Here is a 25,813-nt window from a genome sequence, read left to right as displayed (position 1 = left end):
TTCCTGCGATTTCGTTCCGTTTATCCGGTATTATTTGCGCGGTTCTATGTTTGAAATGCTTATTTTTAATTTCAAATGAAACCGGCTGCCTGGCATATTGCTTTTATTGCTGTAATGGTACTGTATTTTACCGGTATGGCCCTTCAAAATGACACCCTTCAGTTTTTTTTCAAACCCTTACTGGTAAGTACATTGCTGGGCATGTTTATTTCGGAAACCGCTGGTGTGGCCTCGCCGTTTAAGAAATGGATCGCCGGGGCATTGGTGTGCTCTGTTGCCGGGGATACCTTGCTCATGTTTGCCAATAACAACGAGCGGTATTTTATCCTGGGGTTGGTTGCCTTCTTAATAGCGCATGTCTTTTATATCCTGTGTTTTCATTTCATAAAAGTAAAAGCATCCATACCCGGTAAATGGTATGCAGCCATTATTGTGGGCGTGTATTATTTTTTTATGATGAGCTTTTTACTGCCGCATTTGGGCGCATTAAAAATCCCGGTGCTGGTCTATGGCATTGTTATTAGCTTTATGTTGCTGCTGGCAATGCTGTTGTATGACCTGCCGGATCAGGTAGCAGCACGCACGATTTTAACCGGAGCGATCTTTTTTGTAGTATCGGATTCGGTGCTTGCCATTAACAAATTTTATCATCCGGCTGCATGGGGCGGCTGGGCCATCATGAGCACCTATGTGCTGGCTCAATGGTTACTTACACGGGGAATGATCCGGTACATCCGCCAGGAAGAACGCCTGTAGGCGGGGTTATTTGCAGGAAATATAATCAGGGATCTTCCGGGGCTCGTTGGGGGAGCGTACTAAGAAAACGCTTCGCTGGATGCCACGCATTTTTTTAATGGCATTATCCAGCCATAGCTCATACCAGTTCAGGAAGGATATCTTTTCGGTATTCCCCAGTTCATCCGACGGATGAATATCGCCGTCATTGATCCGGTCGTCTGTCCACATATTTCCTTTTTCAAAACCATTGACCACCAGGCTGATTTGTATACCGCAACCATCATCCGCCATACATAACCGGCCCTGGTCGTGCTCGGCCCCGCTGATCAGCTCCCATTTCTTTTCAAAAAGCTGTTCTTCCAGTTGCTCGTTTCCTGCTTCATAGGCTGCTTCCAGCCGGGCATCCAGTTTTTCCAGTTCCGCTTCCATATTCCATTTTTCGGTATGCGGAAAAGGCCGGGCCAAATCAAAATACTGATGTTCGGCTTCCCCGGAATGATCGAAGAAGCAGATCCGGCTTGTTTCCAGTTGCCGGAGACCATGAAAAGGACCGGCCCCTCCGTCGCCGAGCGTAGTAAGAAAGGCTACATAGTCACCCGGAAGCTGCACCCGGTGCTTTGTTTCAAAAAGATCGACCTGATCGGGTCTTAATGGCGGGTTTAACCGGTAATGATGAATACTGGCACCCGGTAATTCTTTTTTGGTATCGATGTTCCGGAGCAGATCAAGCTTTTCCCGGATCCTGTTTAATTGTTGCATACGAATAGTCGCGATTGTTTAGAGGTAAGAGGCACTGAAATACGCACAATAACCAAGCCATTACACGTTCGCGATGTTAAATTTTGTGGAAGCAGTGATTAGACACGCCCCCTCTCCTGGAATTTGACAAATTTTTAAGAAAATTCCGGACCCTTGTTTTTTTTAAACGATCTTTTTCGTACCTTTACGGTAGGTGTTTTTCATAGGTTAGCAACGGCTGATTGTTTTTACAATCGGCCTTCTTTATGCCCCATAAAAAAGGGTTCTTTTTAAACGGGTGAGGGGTAAAAATGGGATTGCGGTGGGTGACAGCAAGGTTATTTTGGCTCATTTAGTGCGCATGGCGGGCGGGGATGCCTTGTTTTTATAGCGGGGATTATTAGCGCTGCGGCGAATTGTTTTTCCAGCTGATGGTGCCGTCTTCCAGCATCTGGATCTGCTCCTCGCGGGTGAGGAAATTGATCACCGTCCATATATGTTCCTTCTCTATGCCCTGCAATTGAGCCATCAACTGGGGGATGGTGCTGGGAGCAATCAGCACCTCCCGGATCCGGTACTGGATGGTTTCGAAAATTTCGTGTGTAAGCTGACTATTTTTTCTTTTTAAACAGTTATCACAAACACCACAATCTTTTATTGCCGTATCTCCAAAATACTGGCCGATCATTTTGCTGCGGCACTCTTTTACGTTTACGACAAAGTGTTGCATCTGTGTTACCCGTTCTGTAAACAGCCGTTTCCGGGCCATATAATTTTTCAGATTGATCTGCAGTTCGGCGATCCGGATTCGTGTACGGGTCAGCATCAGCTGCGGATCTTCTTTCCGGGGCTGATAGTCGATGATACCATCGGCATGCAGGCGAAGCAACTGCTCTTTGATCACAGAAACATCGGTCTTCATCAGATACGCTACATAACTTTCCGAAATTCCGATCGGATAATCATAAATACCTTCATACGTTCTCAGGAGCGTTTTTACCAGCGGTTCTGAATCGGCATGCGAGGCTTCGTATTCGTACAATGCGTCCTTATAAACCGTAAACCGCACGGTAGACGGTATAAAAACCTGTTCGTTAAACGTAAGCCATCCGTCCTGCTCCAGTGCTTTTAGGGCGTATATAGCTGTGGTAACATCCAGCCCGAATTTTTTAATAAAGTCTTTCAGATCAAAATCATAAAATTCACCGGGCGGTTCTCCTTCCGGTAACTGGAGGTAATGCACCACGCTGCCGTACACCCTGCGAATGGTTTCCTGGTCGGGAAAGCGTTGATCCGGCATTTTTTCCAGCACTTCAAGGTCGGCATCGTTGTACAGTAACACGGCATAGGACTTTTCGCCGTCTCTGCCTGCACGCCCCGCTTCCTGGTAATAATTTTCCAAGCAGTCGGGCACATCGGCATGAATCACTACCCGTACATCCGGCTTATCGATGCCCATTCCAAAAGCATTGGTACACACAATTACACGGGTCTTGTTCCGGATCCAGTCCTGTTGTTTGCGGGTACGCTCTTCGGCCGGCAAACCGGCGTTATAATAATCGGCCGCAATACCTTCCATCAGCAGGAGGTCCTTCAGTTCCTTGGTGTGTTTCCGGGTTTTGCAATACACGATCGCCGAGCCCGGAACATTTTTCAGGATCTCCGTTATTTTATGAATGCGGCTGGTAACTTTAAAAACACTGTAGGATAAATTGAGCCGTTCAAAAGACTGGCGGTAAACCGTGAATTTGTTGACACCCTCCGGTGAAAGCTTTTCACAGATATCTTCCTGTACCTTGGGCGTGGCGGAAGCGGTAAGTGCCATTACCGGTATACCAGGCAGCTCTTCCCGCAAACGGGCAATGCGCAAATAAGGTGGCCGGAAATCATATCCCCATTGGGAAATACAGTGGGCCTCATCTACCGCAATCAGGTTTACATGCAGCGCGGGCAGGTACTCTTTAAATAATTTTGTTTCCAGTCGCTCCGGGGAAACATACAGGAATTTGCAGTTGCTGTGCGCAGCGGTTTTCAGCACCTGAATAACCTCTTTGCGCGACATGCCGGTATGAATGGCGAAGGCGGTGATATTCTTTTTACGCAGGTTTTGAACCTGGTCGTTCATAAGGGCGATCAATGGGGAAATAACAAGACAAAGCCCTTCTTTGTATAAACCGGGAATCTGGTAGCAGAGCGATTTGCCGCCGCCGGTAGGCATCAGTGCCAGCACATCTTTCCCTTCAATGGCCGTTTGAATGATTGCTGACTGCAACGGACGAAAATGGTCATATCCAAAATACGCCTTTAAAGTTTCCCGCAACGCCTGTTCCATAGATGCTGATCTTCTGATAACCTGATACTGAGTCCCGTTCGTTTATAATTCAAAGGTACACGGAATTTTCAAATCCGGATGACAATGGGCAAACGGAGAACTGCCGTTTTACAAATTTGCCAGACCATGTCCCTGCAAAATCAGCAGGCCGTATGAAAACACCGCAATTCCGTGCATCTAAAAGGCGGAATGCTGCAAAAAAAGGGAGTACCCAACGAAGGTTTTTTTAACATAGATTTATAGCGCTTCGCCGCTATCCATGATTCCTGCAGCCCCGGCCGGCGCCCAGCCGCAGCCGGGCAAGCCGGGTTGTTAAATGCCGGAGATACCTCCCGCAGCACCGCCGGTGTTTCTTTACCCGGAATTTTACACCACTTTTTTTACCATCAGTCTTCCGCTGTTCAGCGCCAGTACCACATCGCTGAACGCCATGATCAACGCACCGAACATCGGCGTCAGCAACCCGATGGCCGCTACGGGCAGGGCAATGATATTGTAGGAGAACGCCCAAAAGAGATTTTCTTTTATGGTTTTATACGTATGCTTGCCCAATCCCATTGCCAGGGGCAGGTGTTTCAGCCCGTGATTGGTGAGTACCACCTGCGCTGTTTGCATGGCGATCTGCGAGGCATCGCTCATGCTGATACCAATAGTGGCTTTCGCTAGTGCCGGTGCATCGTTGATGCCATCGCCCACCATGGCGGTGGGTACCTGTGCATTTTTTTCACCGATGATCTGCAATTTTTCTTCCGGTGTTTTTTCGGCAATCACTTCATCAATGCCCAGTTCGGCGGCAATTTGCTGAGCCTTCGAAAGGCGGTCACCGCTCAGCAAAATGGTTTTAATGTTTTTACCGTGGAAGTAATTGATAACGGTTTTTGCTTCCGGCCGCAGTTCATCTTTCAGATCGATGGTGCCGATCAGCTGCTGGTTTAGGGTGATGTATATATTGTGATGATCGGCATCTGTTTGTCCACCGCTGATCTCAAAAGAGCCGGCACCGTATTCAACGCCTTCCTTATCGATAGCAAACATGCCCCTGCCTTTTTCTTCTCTTATTTGCTTCCAGCGGATCTCGTTCTTTGTTTTCCAAACATTGGAGATGCTTTTTGCAATGGGGTGGTTGGAGTATTTTTCCAGCGAGTATACGATGTTTTTAAAAGCTTCTTCAGAAATATTTTTATCCAGGATCTGAAAACCCGAAATGTCAAAATTTCCGGTGGTAAGGGTACCGGTTTTGTCAAATACCACCTGACGGATATCTTTAAAATTCTCAAGGCTGGTAGCATTGCGGAACAAGACCCCATTACGCGCGCCACGTCCCAGTCCAACAGCAATGGCAGCCGGCGTAGCTAATCCCATGGCGCAGGGACAGGCAATTACCAGAACGGCGATAGCCCGCATCAATGCAGGGGTAAAATCCTGCAGGATGAACCAGTTGATGATAAACGTAAGAAAAGCGATGCCGATGACCACCGGAACAAAAACAGCACTGATCTTATCCGCCATTTGCTGCACAGGCGGCTTTTCTCCCTGGGCCTCGTTCACCAGGTTAATGATGCCGGCCATAACGGTATCTTTTCCTACGGCTGTTACCTGCGCTTTTACCGTACCATCTGCCATCATGCTGCCGCCGATCAGGATGTCCTTCGATTGCTTTTTTACGGGAATGCTTTCCCCGGTAAGAATGGCTTCGTTTACCTGCGCATCACCCCATAGTATTTTACAATCTGCAGGTATCTGTTCGCCGCTTTTGATAAGGATCAGGTCGCCCGTTCTCAGGGCATTGCTTTCCACCGGGAAAATATTTTCATTATGCTCCTGGTCGTAGGCGATCATATTGGCCATCACTACCTGTGTTTGCGCCAGCTTTTTTAATTGGGCCTGGGTAGAGGAAACGGTATGCTCCTCCATATAATTACCCAGGAACACAAGGGTGATCACCGTGGCGGCGGTTTCATAAAAAATATAATCGTGCTGACCGGTCAGTGTTCCGTACAGGCTGTAGATGAATGCGGCCAGCGCTCCGATCGTAACCAGTACATTCATATTGGGCATACGGTTGCGGATGCTTTTAATGGCGCTGACGCCAAAGTAAGACATGCCCACACCGAGTACCGGGAGGGTAATGGCAAACTGGATCCACGGCTGCATGAGCCAGGAGTGCTGAAGCGCCGGTATCATATGCAACATCAGCACCAGGGTAAACGGTAAACAAAACCAGAAGCGCTGCATATTGGTCTTTAACCAGCCACCCGCTTTCCCATGGTCGTGATCATGCGCATGCTGATGCGCGCGTGCCTCTGCTTCATGATGGTCCAGTACGGTATAGCCCAGGCCGGTTAATCCTTTGGACAATATCGATTCGTTCTTTTGTCCCTTTAGTTCAAAACTGACATCGCCTGTTGCAAAGTTCACCTTTACATTTTCCATGCCCTCTTTCTCCAGGTATTTGTTAATGGTCAGCGCGCAGGTTGGGCAATCCATACCCTCCACTTTCCATTTGATCTTTTCTGCTGTTTCCATAATGCAAAATTACTACAACAAAAAAAGGAGACTGGTTCAAATCCGGACTTTTATTAAAACCTTGTTGCAGAATGGTCTTCTTTTATTGTAACCCGGTTTCAAAAACAGTGTGGCAACGGCTGGTAATGCCCGCCGGATGCGGCCTCCCTTTATTTGGCGATTGACTTCGGACGTATCACACAGTAGTTTTGTATCAAAGCTGCCTTTAAGGAAAGATGTTATAAATAATGTGATCAGAACGGCATCATGATCGTTGTACCCGGCCGGACCGCTCAGTGCTCTTCCGCTGCCTCTCTTTAAACTGTAGCCCTTCATTTATTTAACCTTTAAAACTCAGAGAAATGTCAAAACATATTTCGGAGAAAGAGCCGGCTATACCCTGCTGCCCCGAACTGATCCCCGACGATCATTGCGATGTGATCAATTTCAGCCGGGTATTAACCTACCCCACAGCCACGCTGGTGGCCGGAAGAAGAAATGTAGTTGTGGAAGTGATCCTCCGGTTTAAATTTTCGCGATGCACAATGGGCCTGGTACTGGGCGACCCGGTGTATAGCACTACGTTGCTTCCGGGAGAAAAAGTACGCCTGGCAACGACCGACCGGAGAAGTACCTTTAGTTATGATAGTGAAACCAAACTCAGCTACCGGAGTGAGCAGATCTCGGAAGAGCAGTATTATATGTCGGCCGTACAAAAATATATGGCGGATGCGTCGGCTGCACAGTCTGGTGAAGCAGACAGTTCTTCAGAAGGTAAATGGGATTTTCACGGCGATGCCAGCGGAAGCGTAAATCCATTCAGTTTAAGCGCCAGCGCCAGCACCAATGCCCGGGGCAGTCATAACAGCCATTCCACCTTCGACTATCTGAATCAGCAACGTTCGCATATGGAAAGTGCCGCTTCACAGGCTGCGGAGGCTTCAAAAAAAACACATGCGATATCTATGGGAGAGGTCAGCAGCCGTACGCATATTGAAGGAGAATCCCAGGATCATTTTGAAGCGTCCTCAAGGGAGTTCAGTAACCGGAATCAATGTCATGCGGTCACCTATATGTTTTACCGGCTCAACAAAAAACAAAAGATCCGGTTTGAGCTGGTGGCCATCGAAAGGCGGGTGCTGGATGAAAATGCGCCGGTAGGAGGCGTGCTGAAACCCGGTGCCGCAAAGCTTCCTGTTGCCTTTGTGCCGCAGGATATACCGGCTACCGTGGCCCTGAACCGGGTTGCAGAAACAGCAGTAGCCGGCCGCGTCAATACATTATCTGTAAACACCAGCCTCAGTGCCCTCTTTGATGGGCCCAAGGCTACAGCCGTTGCTGCCGGCATTAAGGCCGACCTGGGAAGTGCCATTGACGATGCTACAAGAACGAAAGCGCTAAAAGAAGTAGATGAGCAGCTGGCGGCAAAAAGCCTGATCGACAAAACGGGGAAAGTAAGCGATGGAATCAAACGGATGATTGAGTTTGAAGCGGAATTTTCGCTGCCCACACCGGGCATCATTGTAAAAGGCTGCCTGGACGAATGCGATGTTTGTGAGCCATTGCTAAAAGAACGGCTGCAACTGGAAAATGATCTGTTGCGGAAACAGATCGAGTTGCTGGAGAAATCGCAGGAGTATCGCTGCTGCCCGGTAGCGGATGATAAGAGCGCGTAAGCCCAAGCACCGAATTCTAAATCTCAAATCTCAAATCTCAATTCTCAAATCTGGAATCTGGATTCTCAATTCTCAATCTTTAAATATATTTTATGGAAGCAATACGAAAACTATCGCTTGCGGTGAGCTATGAACAGCCGCCGGATAAAGCCCTGTCTGTCTTTGGATTTCTTTTTTACTGCAACGGGTTACTCCTGCAGGTACAACCGGTACGGAACAATGTGCTCGAATTTGATCTTTCAAAAGCGGCAGCGCTCCGCGCCGACAAGAACGGGATTCGTGCAGATGAGCTACGGGTGTTCCTGGCTCCCGGTACGGATAAAGAAGTACAGAAAATAAAAACCATTGCTGCTCTTGAAAAACTGCAACCCTACGAAGCCGTACTCAGCAGTACTGCAGACGGCGGGCAGGTTTCCATCTTACCCGTTCCTGCTGCTGTAAGCCGTTTCTGGCCGGTTTGCCAGTGCAGGGTTAGCGGCAAGGTTTCTAAATGGGTGCATTATGGCAATAGCTGGGAAGACCGCCCGGTATGCCGGGCCCGGGTACATATCTGTGAAATCGATCCGATCATTTATTGGATTCGCCGGATCCCGGATCCGGTTATCGCAAAGATCCCCGAGCTGTTTCTCAATCCTGCCGAAGTGATCCGGAACCCTGTTCCTGTTCCGGATCCGCCGCCGTTTTTGCAAACCGCCCGGAATGCAGCGGTGGCGGATGCAGCTATTTTTAACACCCAGTCACCGGAGCAATTACAATTGCAGGCGGCGGAGAAGCTACCGGATATCGGTGCAGATCTGCGACAGCAGCTTTTATCCGGGAACCTGGACCAGATCCGGAATACGATAGTGAACAACTATGCGCTCCTGCATCCCTGGTTTTGTTTGCGGCCCTGGTGGTGGCCCTGGCTCTATCGTTGCACAGAGCGGAAAGTGGTCTATACGGATGCCAGCGGGCGCTTTGATACCAGCATTTCCTACCGCTGTTTTGGCGACCAGCCGGATCTGTACATCTGGGTAGAGTACCTGGTGAATGGTGTATGGACAACGGTATACAACCCGCCTAAACCCTGTAATACCTATTGGGATTACCATTGCGGAACCGAATTGTCTATTCATATAACCGACCCCCGTGTTCCGGTGGATTGTTGTTGTAATTGTCCGCTGCCCGGGGACCTGGTAATGATCCGGAGCATCGGCGGTACCAGCGTCACCCATATCAATCAGCAAAGCTATCTGCAGGCTCCTGCAGGGCAGTCGGTATCATACAACCGTATCGGACTTACTGATGCGGCCGCTATCGGGGATGGTTTTTTCAGTACATCGGTGGGGGATTTTAAACGGCCCTTTGGTGGTACGTTTCATTTCTATATGGGCTTTGGACAGGGGCTGCCCCGCAATGATATCTATTATTACCGGTGGAGTTACCGGAAAGTGAACGCTGCGGATCTGAATCCTGTAAGCGGCACAACAGAACAGATCGACACGCCGGAGTATAAGAGCTATGATTTTATTTTTATCGATGGCAACGGCGATCAGCAGATCGGGCATGACAATGTAAAACTGGGACCTTTCACGGTAGGCGGGGAGAATAACCTGTATATCATTCCGCCGGAGCGGCCCAGCCAGGCGCCGTTTAATGCTCCGCAAACGGATCCTCAATGGTATGAGCGTACGCACAATACTCATACGATTGGTATCGATTCTGTGCAGCTGAAGAACGGAGCTGCACCCGGTGGTGATGGATTGTATGAGTTTAAGCTGGAATTGTTTAACCAGTCTGGTACACTGTTGACCAATGTTCCCAAAACAACATTTAAAGTGCCGAAGTTTGATGACGCGGATACCAGCGTGAATGCGCCCGATGAGTTACTGGCGGGGGTTACGGCAACATCCGCAGATGCCTTTAAGGTGTTGGTGCGTGTAGATAACAGCGTCTGCAATTCCGCGGTGTTTACGGTAAATGTAAACGGCGCACCGGCGGCATCGGATTGCTGTGGTTTTGTAAAGTATAAACCCGAAGGAGCGGAAGCAGATCTGGAACTTTCATTCCTGGCTACCCATCCGAATGATTTTGCCGTATTTAGTTTTGGCGTATCAAAAGGAACCTGTGGTGGAGTGGCCAATGCCGGGGCCCTGGGAATGGTGATTGACGACGCCTCGGGATACACGCTGGCAGCCGGTATCTACCGCAAACATTTTACGCCCGTTCAGTTGCTGGACACCTGTTATGCCGGCGGCAGTGGTAAAGCTGCTTTTGCAGAAACGCTTTCAGTGATCGCGATGGCCACGGATGGCACGTATCGTCAAAGCGGAAAAGATGCGCCGTACCGGGTGGCCGCTTTTGCCCTGGAGCCCTGATGACACGCGTGAAAGGCTGGTTCGTTGCCGTATGATATGCATCTGTTAATAAAACGCCGGAAATTTTAAAAATACATGTGTTACTTCCTGCTTTCTGTTTTAGCCGTTTGGAGAATCACGCATCTGACGACCAGTGAAGACGGGCCGTTTGATGTTGTGTTTCTCCTTCGGAAAAAAGCCGGCAGCAGCTTCTGGGGAAAGCTGATGGATTGTTTCTATTGTGCAAGCATCTGGATCGCGTTGCCCTTTGGTTGCTGGCTGGGCGCCGGCTGGTGGGAACGGTTGTTGTACTGGCTGGCCCTTTCCGGCGCCGCCTGTTTGCTGGAACGGGCAACCGGTAAACCGGATGTTCCCTTTTATAAAGAAGATTAAAATCAACATATGTGTAATTGTGGTGATAAAAGAAGTCAGCTGATACTCAGCAGCAGTGTGGCGGCAACGCCGGGGACCGGTATGTGGAGCGATGTGTGGTTTGAATACACCGGCCGGTCTGCCTTAACCGTAAAAGGATTTATTACGGGAAGAATGTACCGGTTTCCGGAGCGGGGGGCTGTATTGCTGGTCGATTACCGGGATGCGGCGAAAATGCTTTTGGTACCTTCTTTAAAGCGAAAATAGCGGTAACGGCCCGGAGAGGACTCCGGCAGTAGTAAGCGCCCATGCGGCGCTTTTTTTTATGCATGCTAACCTGGGGCTAAGAAACCGGCCGGGTAACAGGGGCAAACAGGAACAGGGTACGGACCGTTACCGGCTGCTGTTCTCAAAATCTTCACATATAAATCGTAACGACAAAAAATGTTTCTGTTAATTTTATAACCAGAATGAGAATGGGCGGAATCCCCTGTTGTGGGTGCCCGTTAAAATTATGAAATCAGCTCAATAAAAATCATGCTGCATTTTTTTCTTTTTTTATCAGGTGATAAGATGTCATCGGTGATGGGTTGGGTTGGCAGTATTGCCTATCTTGTGGCCTATTTGTTTTTAAGCTTGAACCGGTTAAAGGCCGGGCGCCCGCTCTATCATTTATTAAATATGGTTGGGGCATTGGGACTCATCATCCATGCAGTTAACCTGGAGGATTATCCCAACCTGGTGGTAAATCTTGCCTGGGGTATTATTGCGGTAACAGCTGTAATATTTATCCTGCGGAAGAAGCCGGAACAGAAAAGTTGAGTAACCCAAGCGCTCGTTTCTTATATGTGCCCAGCTTTTTGTTGTATTCCCGTTTGTTGCTGACCAGGCTCAGGTAATAATAAGCACCGTCTACCAAAATGAATACCAGGTCGGCCACAGCCGCGGTGTCATCAACTTTCAGGTATCCTTTTTCATTGCATTCGATGATCAGGTGCTCCAGGTTCTTGCGGAGGCTATCCAGCAGGATTTTGTATTTTTCTTTAATCACCTTATCGCGAAAGGCAAGTGAGTAGCAGCTATAGGAAACACTATCATCAAAAAGGGTATTCCATTTGTGGGAGAAAATATTATCGATAACCGCCAATAGCTTTTTTTTGGGATTGTGCTGCACATTCTCCGGCACATCAAAGATCAGCAGGTACCGGTCCAGTATATATTCTACAAGACCATATACCAGGTGTTCCTTGGTTTTAAAATAGTGGATGACCAAACTGGGGTTGATGGCCAGAAGGTCGGCTGTTTTTGCGATGGAGGCATTCTCCAAACCTTCCTTTTTAGCCAACTTATAGAAGGCTTTAATGATCTGTTTTTGCCGAGTCTCTTTCAGGCTTTTTCTCCCCATACCTACTTTTTTGATTTTTTATTAAGGTAAGCAAAAAATCGATTGTTCTTCAAAGATGGTAAAAAAAATATCAAAATCGGGGAGCTGCGCAACCGGTTGCATGTTACTTTCTGGAAAATAAATTAATTAAATGTTCATTCAAAATATTTTTTTAGGAAAAATCCTTATATATATTTGTATTAGCGATGGGCTTGGGTTTGAGGACAATGACCTCTTTTATTTGCCGGTTTAATTTTTGATAAAAAACGTAACATTAACATAATAATACCAAGGCGTTTAACTAAATATTTTTGCCAATCATAAAATAAATTGCAATGACCAGATCTATTTATCTAGTACTACTGCTTTTTTTATTTCCCGCCGCATCGGCCATCGCTCAAACAAAAAAAATAACCGGATTTGTAAGGGATGAAAGCGGTGCTCCGGTAGTCAATGCCACGCTTTTAGTGAAGGGAACAACAATTACAGCGTTGGCAGATACTTCGGGCATGTTTGTGCTACCCGCAAAAGAAAGGGATGTGCTTACGGTGTCGTCTGTAGGATATGAGACAAAAGAAGTTGTCGTAACTGCTTCCGAGACACTGGATGTCGTTTTGAAAAAGAATGATCAGGGTATGGATGAGGTAGTAGTGGTGGGGTATGGTACACAAAGACGGATCAATGTTTCGGGTGCCGTGGATCAGATCGCTGGAAAAAAGATCGCCGAACGCCCGGTGGCCAATATCCTGCAGGGCCTGCAGGGGTTGAGCGCCGGACTGAATATTTCTTATGCCGGCGGTGCGCCGGGGGCTGTTCCCAACATCAACATCCGGGGCATGGGATCCATCAACGGGGGGTCTCCTCTGATCTTGATTGATGGTGTGGCTTCGCAGAATGATGACCTGCTGCGGTTAAATCCCTCAGATGTAGAATCGATCACTACGCTCCGGGACGGAGGTTCTGCTGCTATTTACGGTGCCCGTGCAGCGTTCGGAGTATTGATGATCACCACAAAAAAAGGTAAGGTAGGAGGAAAACAGGTTATATCTTACAATAATTACTTTGCTCTGTCTAAAAGAACCGTGATGCCGGATCCGATCACCGATCCTTTTATCTATAAAAAGCTCCGCAAGTTGGCAATTGACAATTCGCCCTGGAATACACCCAACTATGGAACGTTTTTACCCTGGGAGCAGACCTGGGCCAAACAGCGCTCAGAGGATCCTTCCTCGGCACCGGAAGTAATGCCCAACCCGGATAAACCCGCAGAATGGGCTTATATGGGGGATTATAACTTTAATGATTACTTTTTTAGCAATAGTAATTTCTCTACTTATCACACACTTTCTTTCAGCGGATCATCTGCCGGGAAAGCGCCGATTACCTATTTGTTATCTGCGGACTATACCAAGGAAAACGGTCTGATAAAGATTACGAAGAATGACTGGAACCGGTACGGCCTCCGGGCGAATCTCGGTATCAATCCTGTATCCTGGCTGAAGGTGGAAGATAACCTGACAACCTACCAGCTCATCAAGGACATGCCCACCTATAACGTAACCGATGTTTATTATACACAGCCGGTGAATGTGCCTAAGAACCCGGACGGAACCTGGGGTAACAACAGTGCAGGTATACTTGCAGGCGGGTTGGTGGATGGCGGACGGAATATGGAAACGCGTTTTGGGTTCACTAATATCCTGCGCGGCGTGGCTACCTTTTTAAAGGGGGACCTGATTTTTACGGGTACAATGAGTCACAAGCGTGAGCTGTGGAAAAGCGATTATTCAAGTCTTCCTTTTAATGTGGGTTACGGGCCTAATGATGTGCGGACCATCAATACCCCTGGTGTTATCTCCAATGTGAACGGAACCGTGAAACAGGATATCTATGATCTTTTTGGAAATTACAATAAAACGGTAGGAGAGCATGAGTTCAAACTTACAGCGGGCTATAACCAGGAGTATTACCAGTGGGATCCGCTGAGTGTAAGCCGTAATCAACTGATTTCACCAGGCCTGCCCTTTATCCATCTTACAGTGGGAACGGAACCCTCGATTCAACAAACGGGCTTTGGATCTCCCTATTACGACTATGCCGTAAGAAGCTACTTCGGCAGATTGAATTACACATTTGGTAATCGTTATATTATCGACCTTATTGCCAGAAGAGATGGATCATCCCGTTTTCCACCAACGAACCGGTGGGCATTTACACCAGGTATTTCCGGTGCCTGGGTCGTAAACCGGGAAAAATTCTGGGAAGCAATGGGGTCGGTATTCTCTACATTTAAGATCAGAGGGTCCTATGCAAAACAAGGGAACCAGTCAGTAGGAGAGTATTACGGGTATATACAAAATCTTCCCAAAGGTACTTCGGGGTACCTGGTGGATGGAGTGCGCCCGCCGATTACCGGTTCACCCGGTTTAACGGTAGATCCGACCAATTATACGTGGGAGCAGGTATCGACCACAAATGTGGGTACAGATATGGGCTTTTTGAACGACCGGCTTAATCTTGCATTTGACTATTATATCAGGCAGACAGGCGGTATGCTTGCCCCCGCAAGAGTTTTGCCTGCAGTTCTTGGAACTGCTGCGCCGAAACAGAATGCCGCAGATATGGAAACCCGGGGATGGGAATTTACTCTGGGATACAATACTTCCTTTGATGTGGCAAATAAACCTTTTTCGCTGAATGCGAAAGTGCAGGTGTGGGACAGTAAAAGCAAAATTACTAAATACGATAACCCCCTTGGTTTGTTTGGCGCAGCGTACCGGCAGGGGCAAACCGTAGGCGAATTGTGGGGGCTGCAAAATGATGGACTTTTTGCTTCCAAGGAAGAGATTGCTGCTCTGGATCAATCGGCCATTATTCCCTGGGGGGAACTGGATATTGTGCCTGGATGGCCGCGTTATAAAGACATGGATGGAAATAAGAAGATTCAGCTGGGGCTAAGCGATAAAGATCCCAAAGACCTGCGCATAATTGGCAATACGCAGCCTCGCTATCGCTATTCTTTTAACCTGGATCTGGGATGGAACAATATTGACCTTTCCGTGTTTTTGCAAGGCGTTGCTAAAATGGATTATTATCCACACCATTATTTGTTCTGGGGTCTGTATCAGCAACCCTATGCCAACATCTACCCCTGGAACCTGGATTTCTACCGTCCCACAGCGGCTACGGATGCTGAAAAAGCCACCTACCCACAGGCGTATATCAATGCCGGTTTGGCCAATGCAAACATCAACGCCTATTATCCCGTACTGCAATCCTGGCTGGCAGACAACAACTACAGGGATGGCAACGGCAACGCAGCCGGACTGGATATTCCCCAAAGTCAATACCTGTTGAGCGCTGCTTACCTGCGGATAAAAAATATTACTGCGGGATATACTCTGCCCAGGCAACTCACAGAGCGGGTCAACATCAGCCGCCTCCGTATCTTCTTCACAGGGGAAAATATTTTCGAATTTTCCAAAATTAAAAAATATGTCGATCCCGAATCCATCATCGATGGTTACGGATGGGCGTATCCTTACCAGCGTAAATATTCCGTAGGGCTGAATCTTACTTTCTAATCTTCATCCTGTATAAATAAAAGAGACATGAAAAAATATTTCTACATAATATGCATCAGTGTTTTATCCGTTTCCTGTAAAAAAGGATTCCTGGACCGCTATCCCCATACAGAGATCTCTCCGCAGCTTTTCTTTAATTCGGAAAATGATCTTGCGCTTTATATAAACGGACTGCTAGACCAGCCGGGAACCGGGATCTACGCCAGCGGCTCGGAACAGGCAACAGATGATTATGCCACAACGGGCAATGTTACCATGAAAAATATCCTGTCCGGTAACATCAGCTCGCAAAATGCTCCGGCCAACTGGAGCTGGGGTAGACTCCGTTCGATCAATTATTTTTTACAGAACTACTCAAAGGCAAAAGTGGCGGATGAAATTAAAAATCATTATGCCGGCCTTGCCCGTTATTACCGGGCTAAGTTTTACCTGGCTAAGGTTAAAAACTATTCCAGCGTGCCCTGGTATGGGCAAACGATTAACCCGACCGATTCTGCATTTCTTTATAAGGCGAGTGATCCCAGAACGCTGATCGTGGACAGTATTCTGGCCGATATGGATTTTGCCGTAGCAAATGTGCGGGAGAAGGTACCGGCTGGTACACCGGGGCTTTGGGCTGTAAAAGCCATGTATGCACGCATGGCACTTTTTGAAGGCACCTACCGGAGATACCATCCGGAACTGAACCTGCAGGCCACCGCTGGCAAATTCCTGGAAATTGCCAAAGTACAGGCTGGCGATGTGATGGCATCCGGAAAATTTATACTTACTCCGGTTTATGGAGATTTATTCAACAGCCAGGATCTGAGCGGCAATAAGGAAGTGATCCTGAATACGGCCTACGATGCTAATAAAGGGGTTTCGGGGGGTAATAACATCGGTATAGGCGGCAACTATGAGCAGTCTCCCTCGCGTGACCTGGTGCAAACCTACCTGATGAAAGACGGTGCCCGGTTTACAGACAATGCCAACTACCAGCAATTGCAGTTTGTAGATGAATTTAAGGATCGAGACCCGCGGATCTACACAACATTTATGTCGCCGGGATTTATAAAACTTCCGGATACCCGACCCTATATACAGGATCTGAGTGTAAGCTTTACCGGCTATCACCAGCTGAAGGGATTTATCAATAGTACCGACAATATTATCATTGGAAGTGTGGATGTACCCGCAATTCGGTATGCAGAAGTGCTTTTGACCTATGCAGAAGCGGTGGCAGAGCTGGGTACGGTTACTCAAGATGACCTGGATAAAACGGTCGGATTATTACGGAAACGTGCGTGGAACGGGGCCGCAGCGCCGGTACTGACTCTTGCAGCGGCTAATGCAAATCCAGACCCGGTACTGGCTGCAAAATACCCGGATGTTACGGGGAGCAATAAAGGAACGCTGCTGGAGATTCGCCGCGAGAAACGGGTGGAATTTGCACTGGAGGGCCAGCGGTATGATGACCTGCTGCGCTGGCACGCAGGCAAAGAGTTTGCCCGGTATGCAGAGGGGCTGTATTTCCCTGGGTTGGGACAATATGATCTCACTGGCGACAATATACCGGATATCATCCTGATTAGTAAATCTGCATCCGTTCCTGCAGAGGATGCCAAAGTAAAAAATGCACTGGGGATCAAACTGATCTATTATAAAGCCGGTGGGTATAAGGAAAGCGGCGTTACCGTTTATCTTAAAAACGGCGAAAGCGGCGGACCCATTGTTACCGGTGTTACACCACGAACATTTATTGAACCCAAGTATTATTATTTACCCATCCCGGCTTTGGAAATCAGTCAGAACTCCAAACTGGTGCAGCCTTTTGGATGGCAGTAATGATGAATGATATTGCCGCAGCCCAAAATCGATTTCCTAATTCAAATTTTAAATATCCTAAAAAATGTTTTTTATGAAAAAGAAATGCTTCCCGCTGATCGTACTTCCGCTGTTCCTGGCCATGGTTTCCTTTATGCCGCCGGCTGGTCCTCAAAACAATCATTCCGTAGAAAAGGTAACGGCTGCTTATACCGGTATACCCATGTATGGCACTATAACAAGCCCCTGGAAGTTTACCAGTATTACGATCAACCCTGCTCCCGCCCCTCCGGCACCGTATCAAAACTCTGTGTATTTTAAGTATGGCAGTATATCCGGTAACTATTTCAAGGTGGAAAGCGTGGATGGGTGTCCGTTTTATACAGTAAATTCCGGCGCACCGGTTACCTATGTACCCGTTACAAGTGCCGCGCATATTTTTGGCATATTTTTCAAATCGGAACCAGGATGTAGCTCCACGCGGCTGCTGAGAGTGTCTTACGACAACAGCGGTTCGTGGACACCGTTTGAAAATTTTGTAATCAACCTTTAATGAATCAATAATGTTCGGATGAACAGGAAAACATTTATTTCAGGTGCATCGTTGCTTACCGGAGGCGTATTTGCCGGCGGGTTAGAAGCGGCCGGTGGATCGCGTAAAGAGAAACCCCTGCTTACGCTGGCGCATATTACAGACGTACACATCCGCCCCGGCGACAATGCGCCCCAGCGGTTTAAAGCGTGCCTGAAAAGGATCAAAAAAACGGGTGTTGATTTTTTCCTGAATACGGGCGACGCCATTCACGACGCCTCTTACGACAATGTAAAGAGAGAAAGTGTAACCGAGCAATGGCAGCTGTGGGACGATTGCATACAGGAAATAAAGGACTACGATCTTTACAGCTGCCTGGGAAATCATGATATGTGGTGGGCCGCTCCGGATAAAAAAGATGCCATGTATGGTAAAGATTATGTGGTAAAACGATTAAAGATACCGCATCGCTACTACAGCTTTACCAGGGATGGCTGGCATTTTATTGTGCTGGACGGCAATAACCACAATATATCACTGGATGATGAGCAGTTTAAATGGCTGGAAGATGACCTGGCGGCAACACCCGCAAATACGCCCACGCTGGTGATGTCGCATTACCCTACTTTTGGAGCAACGCCCATACTGGTAGGAGGCAATCACAGCGATCACAAAAAATTAAAGGGGCTCTTTTATAAGCATAAAGACAAGATAAGAGCCTCCCTGAGCGGGCATAATCATCTTTATGATAAAACATCCTATAACGGCGTTTGGTATTGCTGTAATGGCGCTATGAGTGGGTTCTGGTGGGGCCAGGGGGATAAGGATTCTGCCGGCCCTGGCTACTACCTGGAAACACCGCCGGGCTATGCTATTTTAAAATTATATAAGAACGGTGGTTTTGAAAGTGAATATATTGCACACGGTTTTTAAAAAAGGAATCATATGATACGAAAAGGAATGCTGGTTATAATAGGACTGCTGGCCGGTTCGGTGACCTTGTTTGCGCAACAGCAAAAAAAAGTGGTATTTGTAATTGCTGATGGCATCCCTGCAGATGTAATTGAATCGGTGGCTACGCCGCATATGGACGCTATTGCACGGGCCGGCCGGTATACGCGGGCTTATGTGGGAGGTGGTAAGGGCACCTATTCGGAAACGCCTACGATTTCTGCGGTAGGCTATAATAGTTTGCTTACCGGTACCTGGGCCAACAAGCATAATGTTTGGGACAATGATATTGCGGCACCCAACTACCATTATCCCACCATTTTCCGGTTATTGAAAGACCAGTATCCGCAAAAGAAGATCGCGGTTTTTTCCAGCTGGCTCGATAACCGTACAAAACTGGTAGGAGACGGTCTTCCGGAAACCGGGCAGATCCATGTAGATATTTCGGCAGACGGCTTTGAGCACGATACCCTGAAGTTTCCCAAAAACGGACCGGTACACCGGATGCATTTGATTGATGAACAGGTGGTGGATAAAGCTACGCAAAGCATCCGGCAGCAGGCACCCGACCTTTCCTGGATCTATCTTGAGTACACCGATGATATGGGGCATGGATATGGCGATAGCCCGAAATTTTATGAAGCTGTGGAAATGCTGGACCGGCAAATGGGCCGTGTATGGGAGGCCATCCGTTACCGGCAGAACCGGTTCAAGGAAGACTGGATGATCGTTATTACAACCGACCACGGGCGCTCGGAGGCCAATGGTAAAGGACATGGCGGCCAAACACCCCGGCAGCGCAGCACCTGGATGATCACCAATAACCCGGCACTAAATACGTATGCGGATGAGGCTGTTCCGGGTGTGGTGGATATTTTTCCAACAATAGCACGGTATATGAATATTAAAGTACCGCTGGCTGTAGAACGGGAGCTGGACGGCGTGGCAATGATCGGGAAGGTTTCGCTGGCGGATATGCAGGTGAACTATTTTCAGCATAAACTCGATATTACCTGGACGCCGGTTGATGCCGCGGAGCAGGGCACAGTAAAGGTTTGGATCAGCACTACCAATCAAACAAAAACGGGCGGAACCGACGCGTATAAACTGGCCGGTGAAATTCCGCTCCGGCAAAAACATGTTACCATTGATGTAAAGGACCAACCTGCCGCTTTTTATAAAGTGGTGCTGGAATCGGCAAACAATACGCTGAACCGGTGGGTGGTGCTGGATGAAAAAAAATAAGGGCAATAAGCAGACCGGAACCCTATAAATGAAATCCGGCTTTTTCAGGGAACCAGGTGTAATAATAATACATCTGGTTCCCTGATCTTTTTGTTATTTTGTTGTTATTTAACCCAGGATTCTTCATGACACACCTAGCTCGATCGCTTTCTTCCTTGTTTTTTTTACTATGGTTACTGATCTGCCTGCCCGTTACGGCGCAGCGGAAGTGGACCGTTAAGGAAGTTCCGGATCCAAAAAGTACGCCCAGTTTCAACTATGTAAGCAATCCCGACGGCATATTAAGCAGCAGTACAGTAGCGGAAATCAACGGTCATTTGAAACGGCTTGAGGATTCCACCACCGACCAGGTGGCCGTTGTAGTGCTGCAGTCCATCGGTAAAAAAGTGCCGCGGGATTTTGCGATGGAACTGTTGCGGTATTGGGGTGTGGGCCGGAAAGATAAGAACAACGGTGTGCTGATGCTATTAGTGATGGATCAGCGCCGCATGGAATTTGAAGTGGGATATGGACTGGAAGGAAAGCTGACGGATCTTGTTTCCAAACAGATACAGGAAGATTATATGGTGCCCTACGCAAAGCAGGGCAACTATGATGCTGCGGTATTAAACGGTGTGCAGCAGGTGGTGCAGCTGCTCTCCGGAACCGTTATAGCCGGGGCTTATGGGGAAGCGGTGCCTGATGCGGCCATTCCGCTGGATGTACCGGCACAGGCTCCCTCATATGGCAATACTCCCGGTTCCGGCGGCATCATCAACCTGTATCAAAAACATGTGGGCTGGGGTGGCTTTTGGGTATTGCTGCTTTACGTGATCTTTTTTTTGGCAGGGCTGAAGACCCTGTTTGAAAAAAAGGACCGGGGTCAGTTTTTTGATGCCGCAAGACCCTGGTGGTTCTTATTACTACGGTTCCTGGGTTGTTATGTATTGTTGCCGGTGATTATTTTTGGAATAGCCGGTGTGCCGGTGAATATATTTACGGGCGTGGCGTTCTTTTATGTATTTGCATTGGTGGCTACCAGCGTTACGGTATTCCGGCTGTTGGCACAGCTTCGCCGTAAGGAGCAGCAGGGTGCGGAGGATGATATGATGTATTTCTATGCCCGGCAACTGGACCAGCGCTGGAAACAGTCCATCGCCAATAAAGTACTGCCTTTTCCGTTGCTCTATTACCGGGAGCGGGTAGGACAGTACCTGACCCGGTTAAAGGAGGGCATGGTGATCAGTGATACGGGTAGCGAGATGCGCCTGCAGGAAGAAAAGCAGGATGATAACTACCTGACCGATGCCCAAAAGATGGAAGAGCAGCTGAAGTCGGTAGATTATGATGTATGGGCCGAAAACGGCGGGAAGGCATTTAAATTGCATGGCGTACTGCTGAGCAGTAAATACAGCCATTGCCCAAGGTGCAATACCATGGCATATTACCTGGAGTCTGACAGAACCATTGAGGCAGCTACGTATTCCAGCAGCGGTGTGGGGCTGAAAGTGTATACCTGCAAATTTTGCCATTACCAGGAACGTAAGGAGTATACCATTCCGCGAAAGTCCCAGTCCAGTTCCGGCAGCTCCGGCAGTTCGGGCAGCAGCAGTTCTTCCAGCTCCGGTAGCAGCTGGGGCGGAGGCAGCTCGGGTGGTGGTGGTGCCGGCAGCAGCTGGTAGGATTTGTGATATGGTTTTTGTGATAAAATTTTTTATCACAAATTTTTTATCACAACATTTTTTAAGCAACACACCGGCGTTTGTAAACCTGATTACCAATCGTTGAGGCCGGCTCATGAAACGAAAAATACGCCGGTGGAGGGAGCCGGAACCACGAAGTGATCTATAAAGAGTTTGTTCCAGGTAAAAAGACCGGCGGCATACGCTGGTGCTTCCGGTGTTATGCCGGTTTGGTAACACCGGGAACTACTGCATTTTTTTTCTGATCGGTTACCCGGGTTTTAGAACCACTGGTTCCTCCATAGATCACAGGGAGCCTGCCACGCCGAATACTCAAACGGAACGGTCCTGCTTAAGGTTCGGGAACGCCGTTTTGAGGAAATACATGTTCCTGCCAGGCAGGACTGCAAAAAGATTTTTTAAGATCCGCTTTGCTGTTCGTCAACCACCATGGTCTTTGTCCACCGATCCTGCCAGGGATCACAGGGACTGCCCAGGGCACTAAAGGCACAAAAGGGTACCGCCCTTGCCAGTCCGCGCAGGAATGCGGTACGGGCGGTAATGGGGGTGCCATCGATATTGACGGCACGGGTTCTGGTAAGGTATTTCCCGAGGGATTTTCCTTTTAACCCCGATTCCAGGGCGCCCATATACAGCGCATATAATGCCAGATAGATCAGGTTACCGATCAAAGAGAATCCGGTGTCGTCGGATAAAAAATAAGGAGCCATTTCCGGGGAAACAGACACCATAAAAAATGCCAGAAGAAAAATAAGCATATAGAAAACGATGGTGTCTACGATTAAATTCAGCAGGCGTTTGCCGGAAGAGGCACGCGTGTACAGCAGGTTATTTTCGAATAGCGAAAATTCTCCGGATGAAGTTGGATCTTGATGCATAAGGCTATCGTTTATGATGAATAAATAGGGATGCAATCGGTTCGTATCAAAAAATAAATGGCATTGGCGGTATTGTTTACAGCACATGCACAGCCATCTGTGTGCAAAAGGCAATGATCTTGTTAATCCTGCTTTTTCGTCAACACCACATCACCCCTGCCCGTTCCGGGAGCTGGATTTCGCCATTCGCCCTTCGTTAATGTGCCGTTCCTTTTATTGAAAATGGCGGTATGCACTTCTTTTACCCCGATATTGGCCTCGTACCCGTAAATGCAAATCGTATTACAAATAAGTGTATCTCCCTTCATCTGCCAGGTTCCGGAGTTGATATGTGTTTGCCCGGTCCATTTGGTTTCATTAATGGCGGTGCCGTCCGGTTTCAGGATCAGACTGTAATATTGCTGACCCAACTGGGGTAAAACGTCAACCGTATAGCTCCCCATCCAGATCCCATCAACGGTATGGGCCGGGGGCAGTACGACCACCCTGTCTTTGATATAAACGGTTTCTTTCCTGCAGCTTACAGCTGTGAGGCCTGTTATAAGGATCAGTGCCCAGGCGGTTAGTTTTAAAAGCGCGCGTTTCATATAAGTATTATTTGCAGTAGTTCACTGCAAAGATAGGGGAGTTTTGCAGACGGATCCCTGAAATCAGGTATACAATCCCCCGTTAATGGAAAGTACCTGTCCGGTGATATAGGCCGCTTCTTTTGTTGCAAAAAAGCCTACGGCATGTGCCACTTCCTCCGGTGTACCGAAGCGGTTGGCAGGGATGATTTGCTTCATTTGCCCTTCGTCGATATCTTCGGTCATGTCTGTTTTAATAAAGCCCGGAGCCACTGCATTTACCGTAATGTTCCGCTTACCTACTTCCTGGGCCAGGGCCTTGGTAGCAGCAATGACACCGCCTTTGGCCGCCGAATAATTTGTTTGACCGGCCAAACCTTTTAATCCGGATAAGGAAACCACGTTGATGATGCGGCCATAGCGCTGCCGCAGCATATTGTTTACCACCAGCCGGGTTACATTAAAAAAACCTCCCAGACTGGTATTTAATACGCCATCCCATTGTTCATCCTTCATCCACATCAACAGTACATCATCCTTAATACCGGCATTGTTTACTAATACCTCAATGGTCTTATCGGTGTTGGCTTCCATCCAGCCGCCCAGGATCTGTTGTACCGCTTCACGGTCCGCCACGTCAAAGGCGAGCAAGGCACCATTAACGCCGGCTTCTTGTACGGCTGCAAGGGTCTCTTCGGCCTTTTCCTTGTTGCCTTTATAATTGATGAGGATGTTGAAGCCCTGTTTGGCCAGCTGTATGCAAATCGCTCTCCCAATGCCACGGGATCCCCCGGTTACTAATGCCCAGTTCATAATTTTTAGTTTCTTGTTTGTTGTTTATAGTTTATGGTTTGAACAAACGATAGACCATAAACTCAAAACTATAAATTTAAAATGGCTGATGTGCTTTCATAAACTCGCGCACTTTTGCCAGGTCTTTATAGAGCGGATAATCCTTGCTGAACTTTGGAAACTGCTCGCGCAGGGCAGCATAAACGGCCGTGGTTTTGGCCGCCATCTGGTTGTGCCGGTCCAGGTAGTCGATCGCCTGCAGCAGGGTCATGGCCTGTATCGCCAGTACCTCGTAGGCGTTTTCGATCACCTTTTTGGCGATCTGCGCAGCATTAAAGCCCATGCTTACAATATCCTGGTTGTCGTTGTTGTTGGGGATGCTGTGCACATACATGGGGAAGGAAAGCGTTTGATTCTCGGCCGTTGTTGATGTAGCCGTGAACTGGATGCCCTGCATGCCAAAATTCAATCCCAGCACGCCATGGTTCACAAAGGGCGGAAACTTTTGATTCAGCCGTGCGTTCAGCAGGTAATTCAACTGCCGTTCGCTCAGCATGGTTAGTTTGGTAATGGCGATCTTCATTTTATCCATTTCGAAAGACACGTAATCGCCATGGAAATTGCCGCCATGAAAAATATTGTGATTGGCTACGTCTACAACCGGGTTGTCGTTTACGGAATTGAGCTCATTCACTACCGTTTCTTCTGTGTGTGCAAGCGTGTCGTAAACCGGTCCCAGCACCTGCGTGATACAGCGCAGGGAATAATATTCCTGCACTTTATCTTCAAATACATCGTGCTGGATGTTCTCGGGATTGTATAAATGTTCAGACCGGCTGCGAATGAGTTTGCTGTCTTCCAGGATGGCGCGCATCTGGCGGGCAATATGCTGCTGGCCGGTATGGTGTTTTACAATATTCAGTTCATGAGAGTAATGGTCGTCATAAACTTCCATGATCTCGTTGGTGATGGCCGAAAGCATGATGGACCAGTTCAGGAGCTGTTGTGCCTGCAACAGGTTCAGCAGGCCCACGCCCGTCATGGCAGAGGTACCGTTGATCAGTGCCAGCCCTTCGCGGATCTGCACTTTTAAGGGTTCCAGTCCGGCTTTTTTAAAAGCATCAGCAGCCGGCTGAATAGTGCCCTCGTACCATACTTCTCCTTCACCGATAATACCCAATGCCAGGTGCGCCAGTTGTACCAGGTCGCCGCTGGCACCCACCCCGCCATGCTCATAAATACAGGGCACCAGGTTATGATTGATCATGGCTGCCAGCAGGACCGCCAGCCTTGGATCTACACCGGAATAACCCTGCATTAAGTTGTTAAGACGGGCGAGCATCACTGCCTTTCCCTGCAAGGGAGGTAGCACATTACCACCGCCGCTGCTGTGGCTGCGGATGAGGTTGTATTGCAGTTCTAAAATATTTTCGTCGCTGATCTTATACTGCGCCATGGGCCCAAAACCCGTATTGATGCCATAGATCAACTTATGACTGGAAAATTGTTTCAGAAAGTCAAAACTGGTGTTTACCTGCTCCAAAGCAGCTTCGTCAAGCGTAATAGGTTGGCCATCAATTAAAATTGCATTAAAATCTTGTAATGATAGCCGTTTTCCCCCTACTGTGATCATTGTTGTATTCGTAATTTATTAAACAAGGCGCAAAAAAACGAAATATATCACTGGTATCAAAAAATT

General features: G+C 48.1%; 20 protein-coding genes. 12 read left to right on the top strand and 8 right to left on the bottom strand.

The genetic code is table 11. The features are described from left to right. Window positions 1–75: 75 nt before the first annotated feature. Window positions 76–756 (top strand): lysoplasmalogenase, encoded by a 681-nt coding sequence (locus LQ567_RS13570; protein WP_231005057.1) that lies wholly within the window; start codon window positions 76–78, stop codon window positions 754–756. Between the two features lie 6 nt (window positions 757–762). Here LQ567_RS13570 and LQ567_RS13565 read toward each other — a convergent pair whose 3' ends face one another. The 3 genes from LQ567_RS13565 to LQ567_RS13555 form a co-directional block, all read right to left on the bottom strand. Beyond that, window positions 763–1,497 carry an SMI1/KNR4 family protein gene (locus LQ567_RS13565; protein ID WP_231005056.1) on the bottom strand — a complete coding sequence of 245 codons (735 nt, stop codon included), beginning with the start codon at window positions 1,495–1,497 and terminating at the stop codon, window positions 763–765. A 379-nt stretch (window positions 1,498–1,876) separates the two neighbouring features. Next, window positions 1,877–3,808 carry a RecQ family ATP-dependent DNA helicase gene (locus LQ567_RS13560; RefSeq protein WP_231005055.1) on the bottom strand — a complete coding sequence of 644 codons (1,932 nt, stop codon included), beginning with the start codon at window positions 3,806–3,808 and terminating at the stop codon, window positions 1,877–1,879. Between the two features lie 366 nt (window positions 3,809–4,174). Then, complete coding sequence (locus LQ567_RS13555; RefSeq protein ID WP_231005054.1) at window positions 4,175–6,334, bottom strand: heavy metal translocating P-type ATPase; 2,160 nt, start codon at window positions 6,332–6,334, stop codon at window positions 4,175–4,177. A gap of 341 nt (window positions 6,335–6,675) precedes the next feature. On the opposite strand from LQ567_RS13555, the gene LQ567_RS13550 reads away from it, so the two are divergent. The 5 genes from LQ567_RS13550 to LQ567_RS13530 all read left to right on the top strand — a co-directional run bounded on the left by LQ567_RS13550 (window position 6,676) and on the right by LQ567_RS13530 (window position 11,519). After that, window positions 6,676–7,989, top strand: coding sequence for a hypothetical protein (locus LQ567_RS13550; protein ID WP_231005053.1), 1,314 nt, complete (start codon window positions 6,676–6,678; stop codon window positions 7,987–7,989). A gap of 92 nt (window positions 7,990–8,081) precedes the next feature. Next, window positions 8,082–10,346, top strand: coding sequence for a hypothetical protein (locus LQ567_RS13545; RefSeq protein ID WP_231005052.1), 2,265 nt, complete (start codon window positions 8,082–8,084; stop codon window positions 10,344–10,346). 75 nt (window positions 10,347–10,421) lie between these two features. Continuing rightward, the gene (locus LQ567_RS13540) at window positions 10,422–10,718 is read left to right on the top strand and encodes a hypothetical protein (RefSeq protein WP_231005051.1); all 297 of its coding nucleotides are present in this window, start codon (window positions 10,422–10,424) and stop codon (window positions 10,716–10,718) included. A 9-nt stretch (window positions 10,719–10,727) separates the two neighbouring features. Beyond that, entirely contained in the window at window positions 10,728–10,964 is a 237-nt protein-coding gene (locus tag LQ567_RS13535) for a hypothetical protein (protein ID WP_231005050.1), read from the top strand. A gap of 270 nt (window positions 10,965–11,234) precedes the next feature. Beyond that, on the top strand, window positions 11,235–11,519 hold the full coding sequence (locus LQ567_RS13530; protein WP_231005049.1) for a CBU_0592 family membrane protein: 285 nt from the start codon (window positions 11,235–11,237) through the stop codon (window positions 11,517–11,519). Here LQ567_RS13530 and LQ567_RS13525 read toward each other — a convergent pair. Continuing rightward, window positions 11,485–12,102 carry a TetR/AcrR family transcriptional regulator gene (locus tag LQ567_RS13525; protein WP_231005048.1) on the bottom strand — a complete coding sequence of 206 codons (618 nt, stop codon included), beginning with the start codon at window positions 12,100–12,102 and terminating at the stop codon, window positions 11,485–11,487. The genes LQ567_RS13530 and LQ567_RS13525 overlap by 35 nt on opposite strands. Before the next feature lie 314 nt (window positions 12,103–12,416). On the opposite strand from LQ567_RS13525, the gene LQ567_RS13520 reads away from it, so the two are divergent. The 6 genes from LQ567_RS13520 (at window position 12,417) to LQ567_RS13495 (ending at window position 21,857) form a co-directional block, all read left to right on the top strand. Next, window positions 12,417–15,665 carry a SusC/RagA family TonB-linked outer membrane protein gene (locus tag LQ567_RS13520; RefSeq protein ID WP_231005047.1) on the top strand — a complete coding sequence of 1,083 codons (3,249 nt, stop codon included), beginning with the start codon at window positions 12,417–12,419 and terminating at the stop codon, window positions 15,663–15,665. Window positions 15,666–15,692: 27 nt separating this feature from the next. Beyond that, window positions 15,693–17,489, top strand: a complete 1,797-nt coding sequence (locus LQ567_RS13515; protein ID WP_231005046.1) for a RagB/SusD family nutrient uptake outer membrane protein — start codon at window positions 15,693–15,695, stop codon at window positions 17,487–17,489. 73 nt (window positions 17,490–17,562) lie between these two features. Beyond that, complete coding sequence (locus LQ567_RS13510; RefSeq protein ID WP_231005045.1) at window positions 17,563–18,021, top strand: hypothetical protein; 459 nt, start codon at window positions 17,563–17,565, stop codon at window positions 18,019–18,021. Between the two features lie 18 nt (window positions 18,022–18,039). Then, entirely contained in the window at window positions 18,040–18,933 is an 894-nt protein-coding gene (locus LQ567_RS13505) for a metallophosphoesterase family protein (protein WP_231005044.1), read from the top strand. Window positions 18,934–18,945: 12 nt separating this feature from the next. Continuing rightward, on the top strand, window positions 18,946–20,196 hold the full coding sequence (locus LQ567_RS13500) for an alkaline phosphatase family protein (protein WP_231005043.1): 1,251 nt from the start codon (window positions 18,946–18,948) through the stop codon (window positions 20,194–20,196). A 125-nt stretch (window positions 20,197–20,321) separates the two neighbouring features. Continuing rightward, window positions 20,322–21,857, top strand: coding sequence for a TPM domain-containing protein (locus tag LQ567_RS13495; protein ID WP_231005042.1), 1,536 nt, complete (start codon window positions 20,322–20,324; stop codon window positions 21,855–21,857). A gap of 419 nt (window positions 21,858–22,276) precedes the next feature. On the opposite strand, the gene LQ567_RS13490 is transcribed toward LQ567_RS13495, so the two are convergent. From LQ567_RS13490 to LQ567_RS13475, 4 genes are all read right to left on the bottom strand, one after another. After that, a complete protein-coding gene (locus LQ567_RS13490; RefSeq protein WP_231005041.1) occupies window positions 22,277–22,756 on the bottom strand; it encodes an RDD family protein in 480 nt (159 codons plus the stop codon). Between the two features lie 122 nt (window positions 22,757–22,878). Next, complete coding sequence (locus tag LQ567_RS13485; RefSeq protein WP_231005040.1) at window positions 22,879–23,343, bottom strand: hypothetical protein; 465 nt, start codon at window positions 23,341–23,343, stop codon at window positions 22,879–22,881. 63 nt (window positions 23,344–23,406) lie between these two features. Next, the gene (gene fabG, locus LQ567_RS13480) at window positions 23,407–24,135 is read right to left on the bottom strand and encodes a 3-oxoacyl-ACP reductase FabG (protein ID WP_231005039.1); all 729 of its coding nucleotides are present in this window, start codon (window positions 24,133–24,135) and stop codon (window positions 23,407–23,409) included. Between the two features lie 76 nt (window positions 24,136–24,211). After that, window positions 24,212–25,747, bottom strand: a complete 1,536-nt coding sequence (locus LQ567_RS13475) for an HAL/PAL/TAL family ammonia-lyase (protein ID WP_231005038.1) — start codon at window positions 25,745–25,747, stop codon at window positions 24,212–24,214. Window positions 25,748–25,813 lie beyond the last annotated feature (66 nt).

The organism is Niabella pedocola, assembly GCF_021044425.1.
GTDB lineage: Bacteria > Bacteroidota > Bacteroidia > Chitinophagales > Chitinophagaceae > Niabella > Niabella pedocola.
The sequence above is the reverse complement of the archived record's forward strand: the minus strand, read 5'-3'. Positions and strand labels throughout refer to the sequence as shown.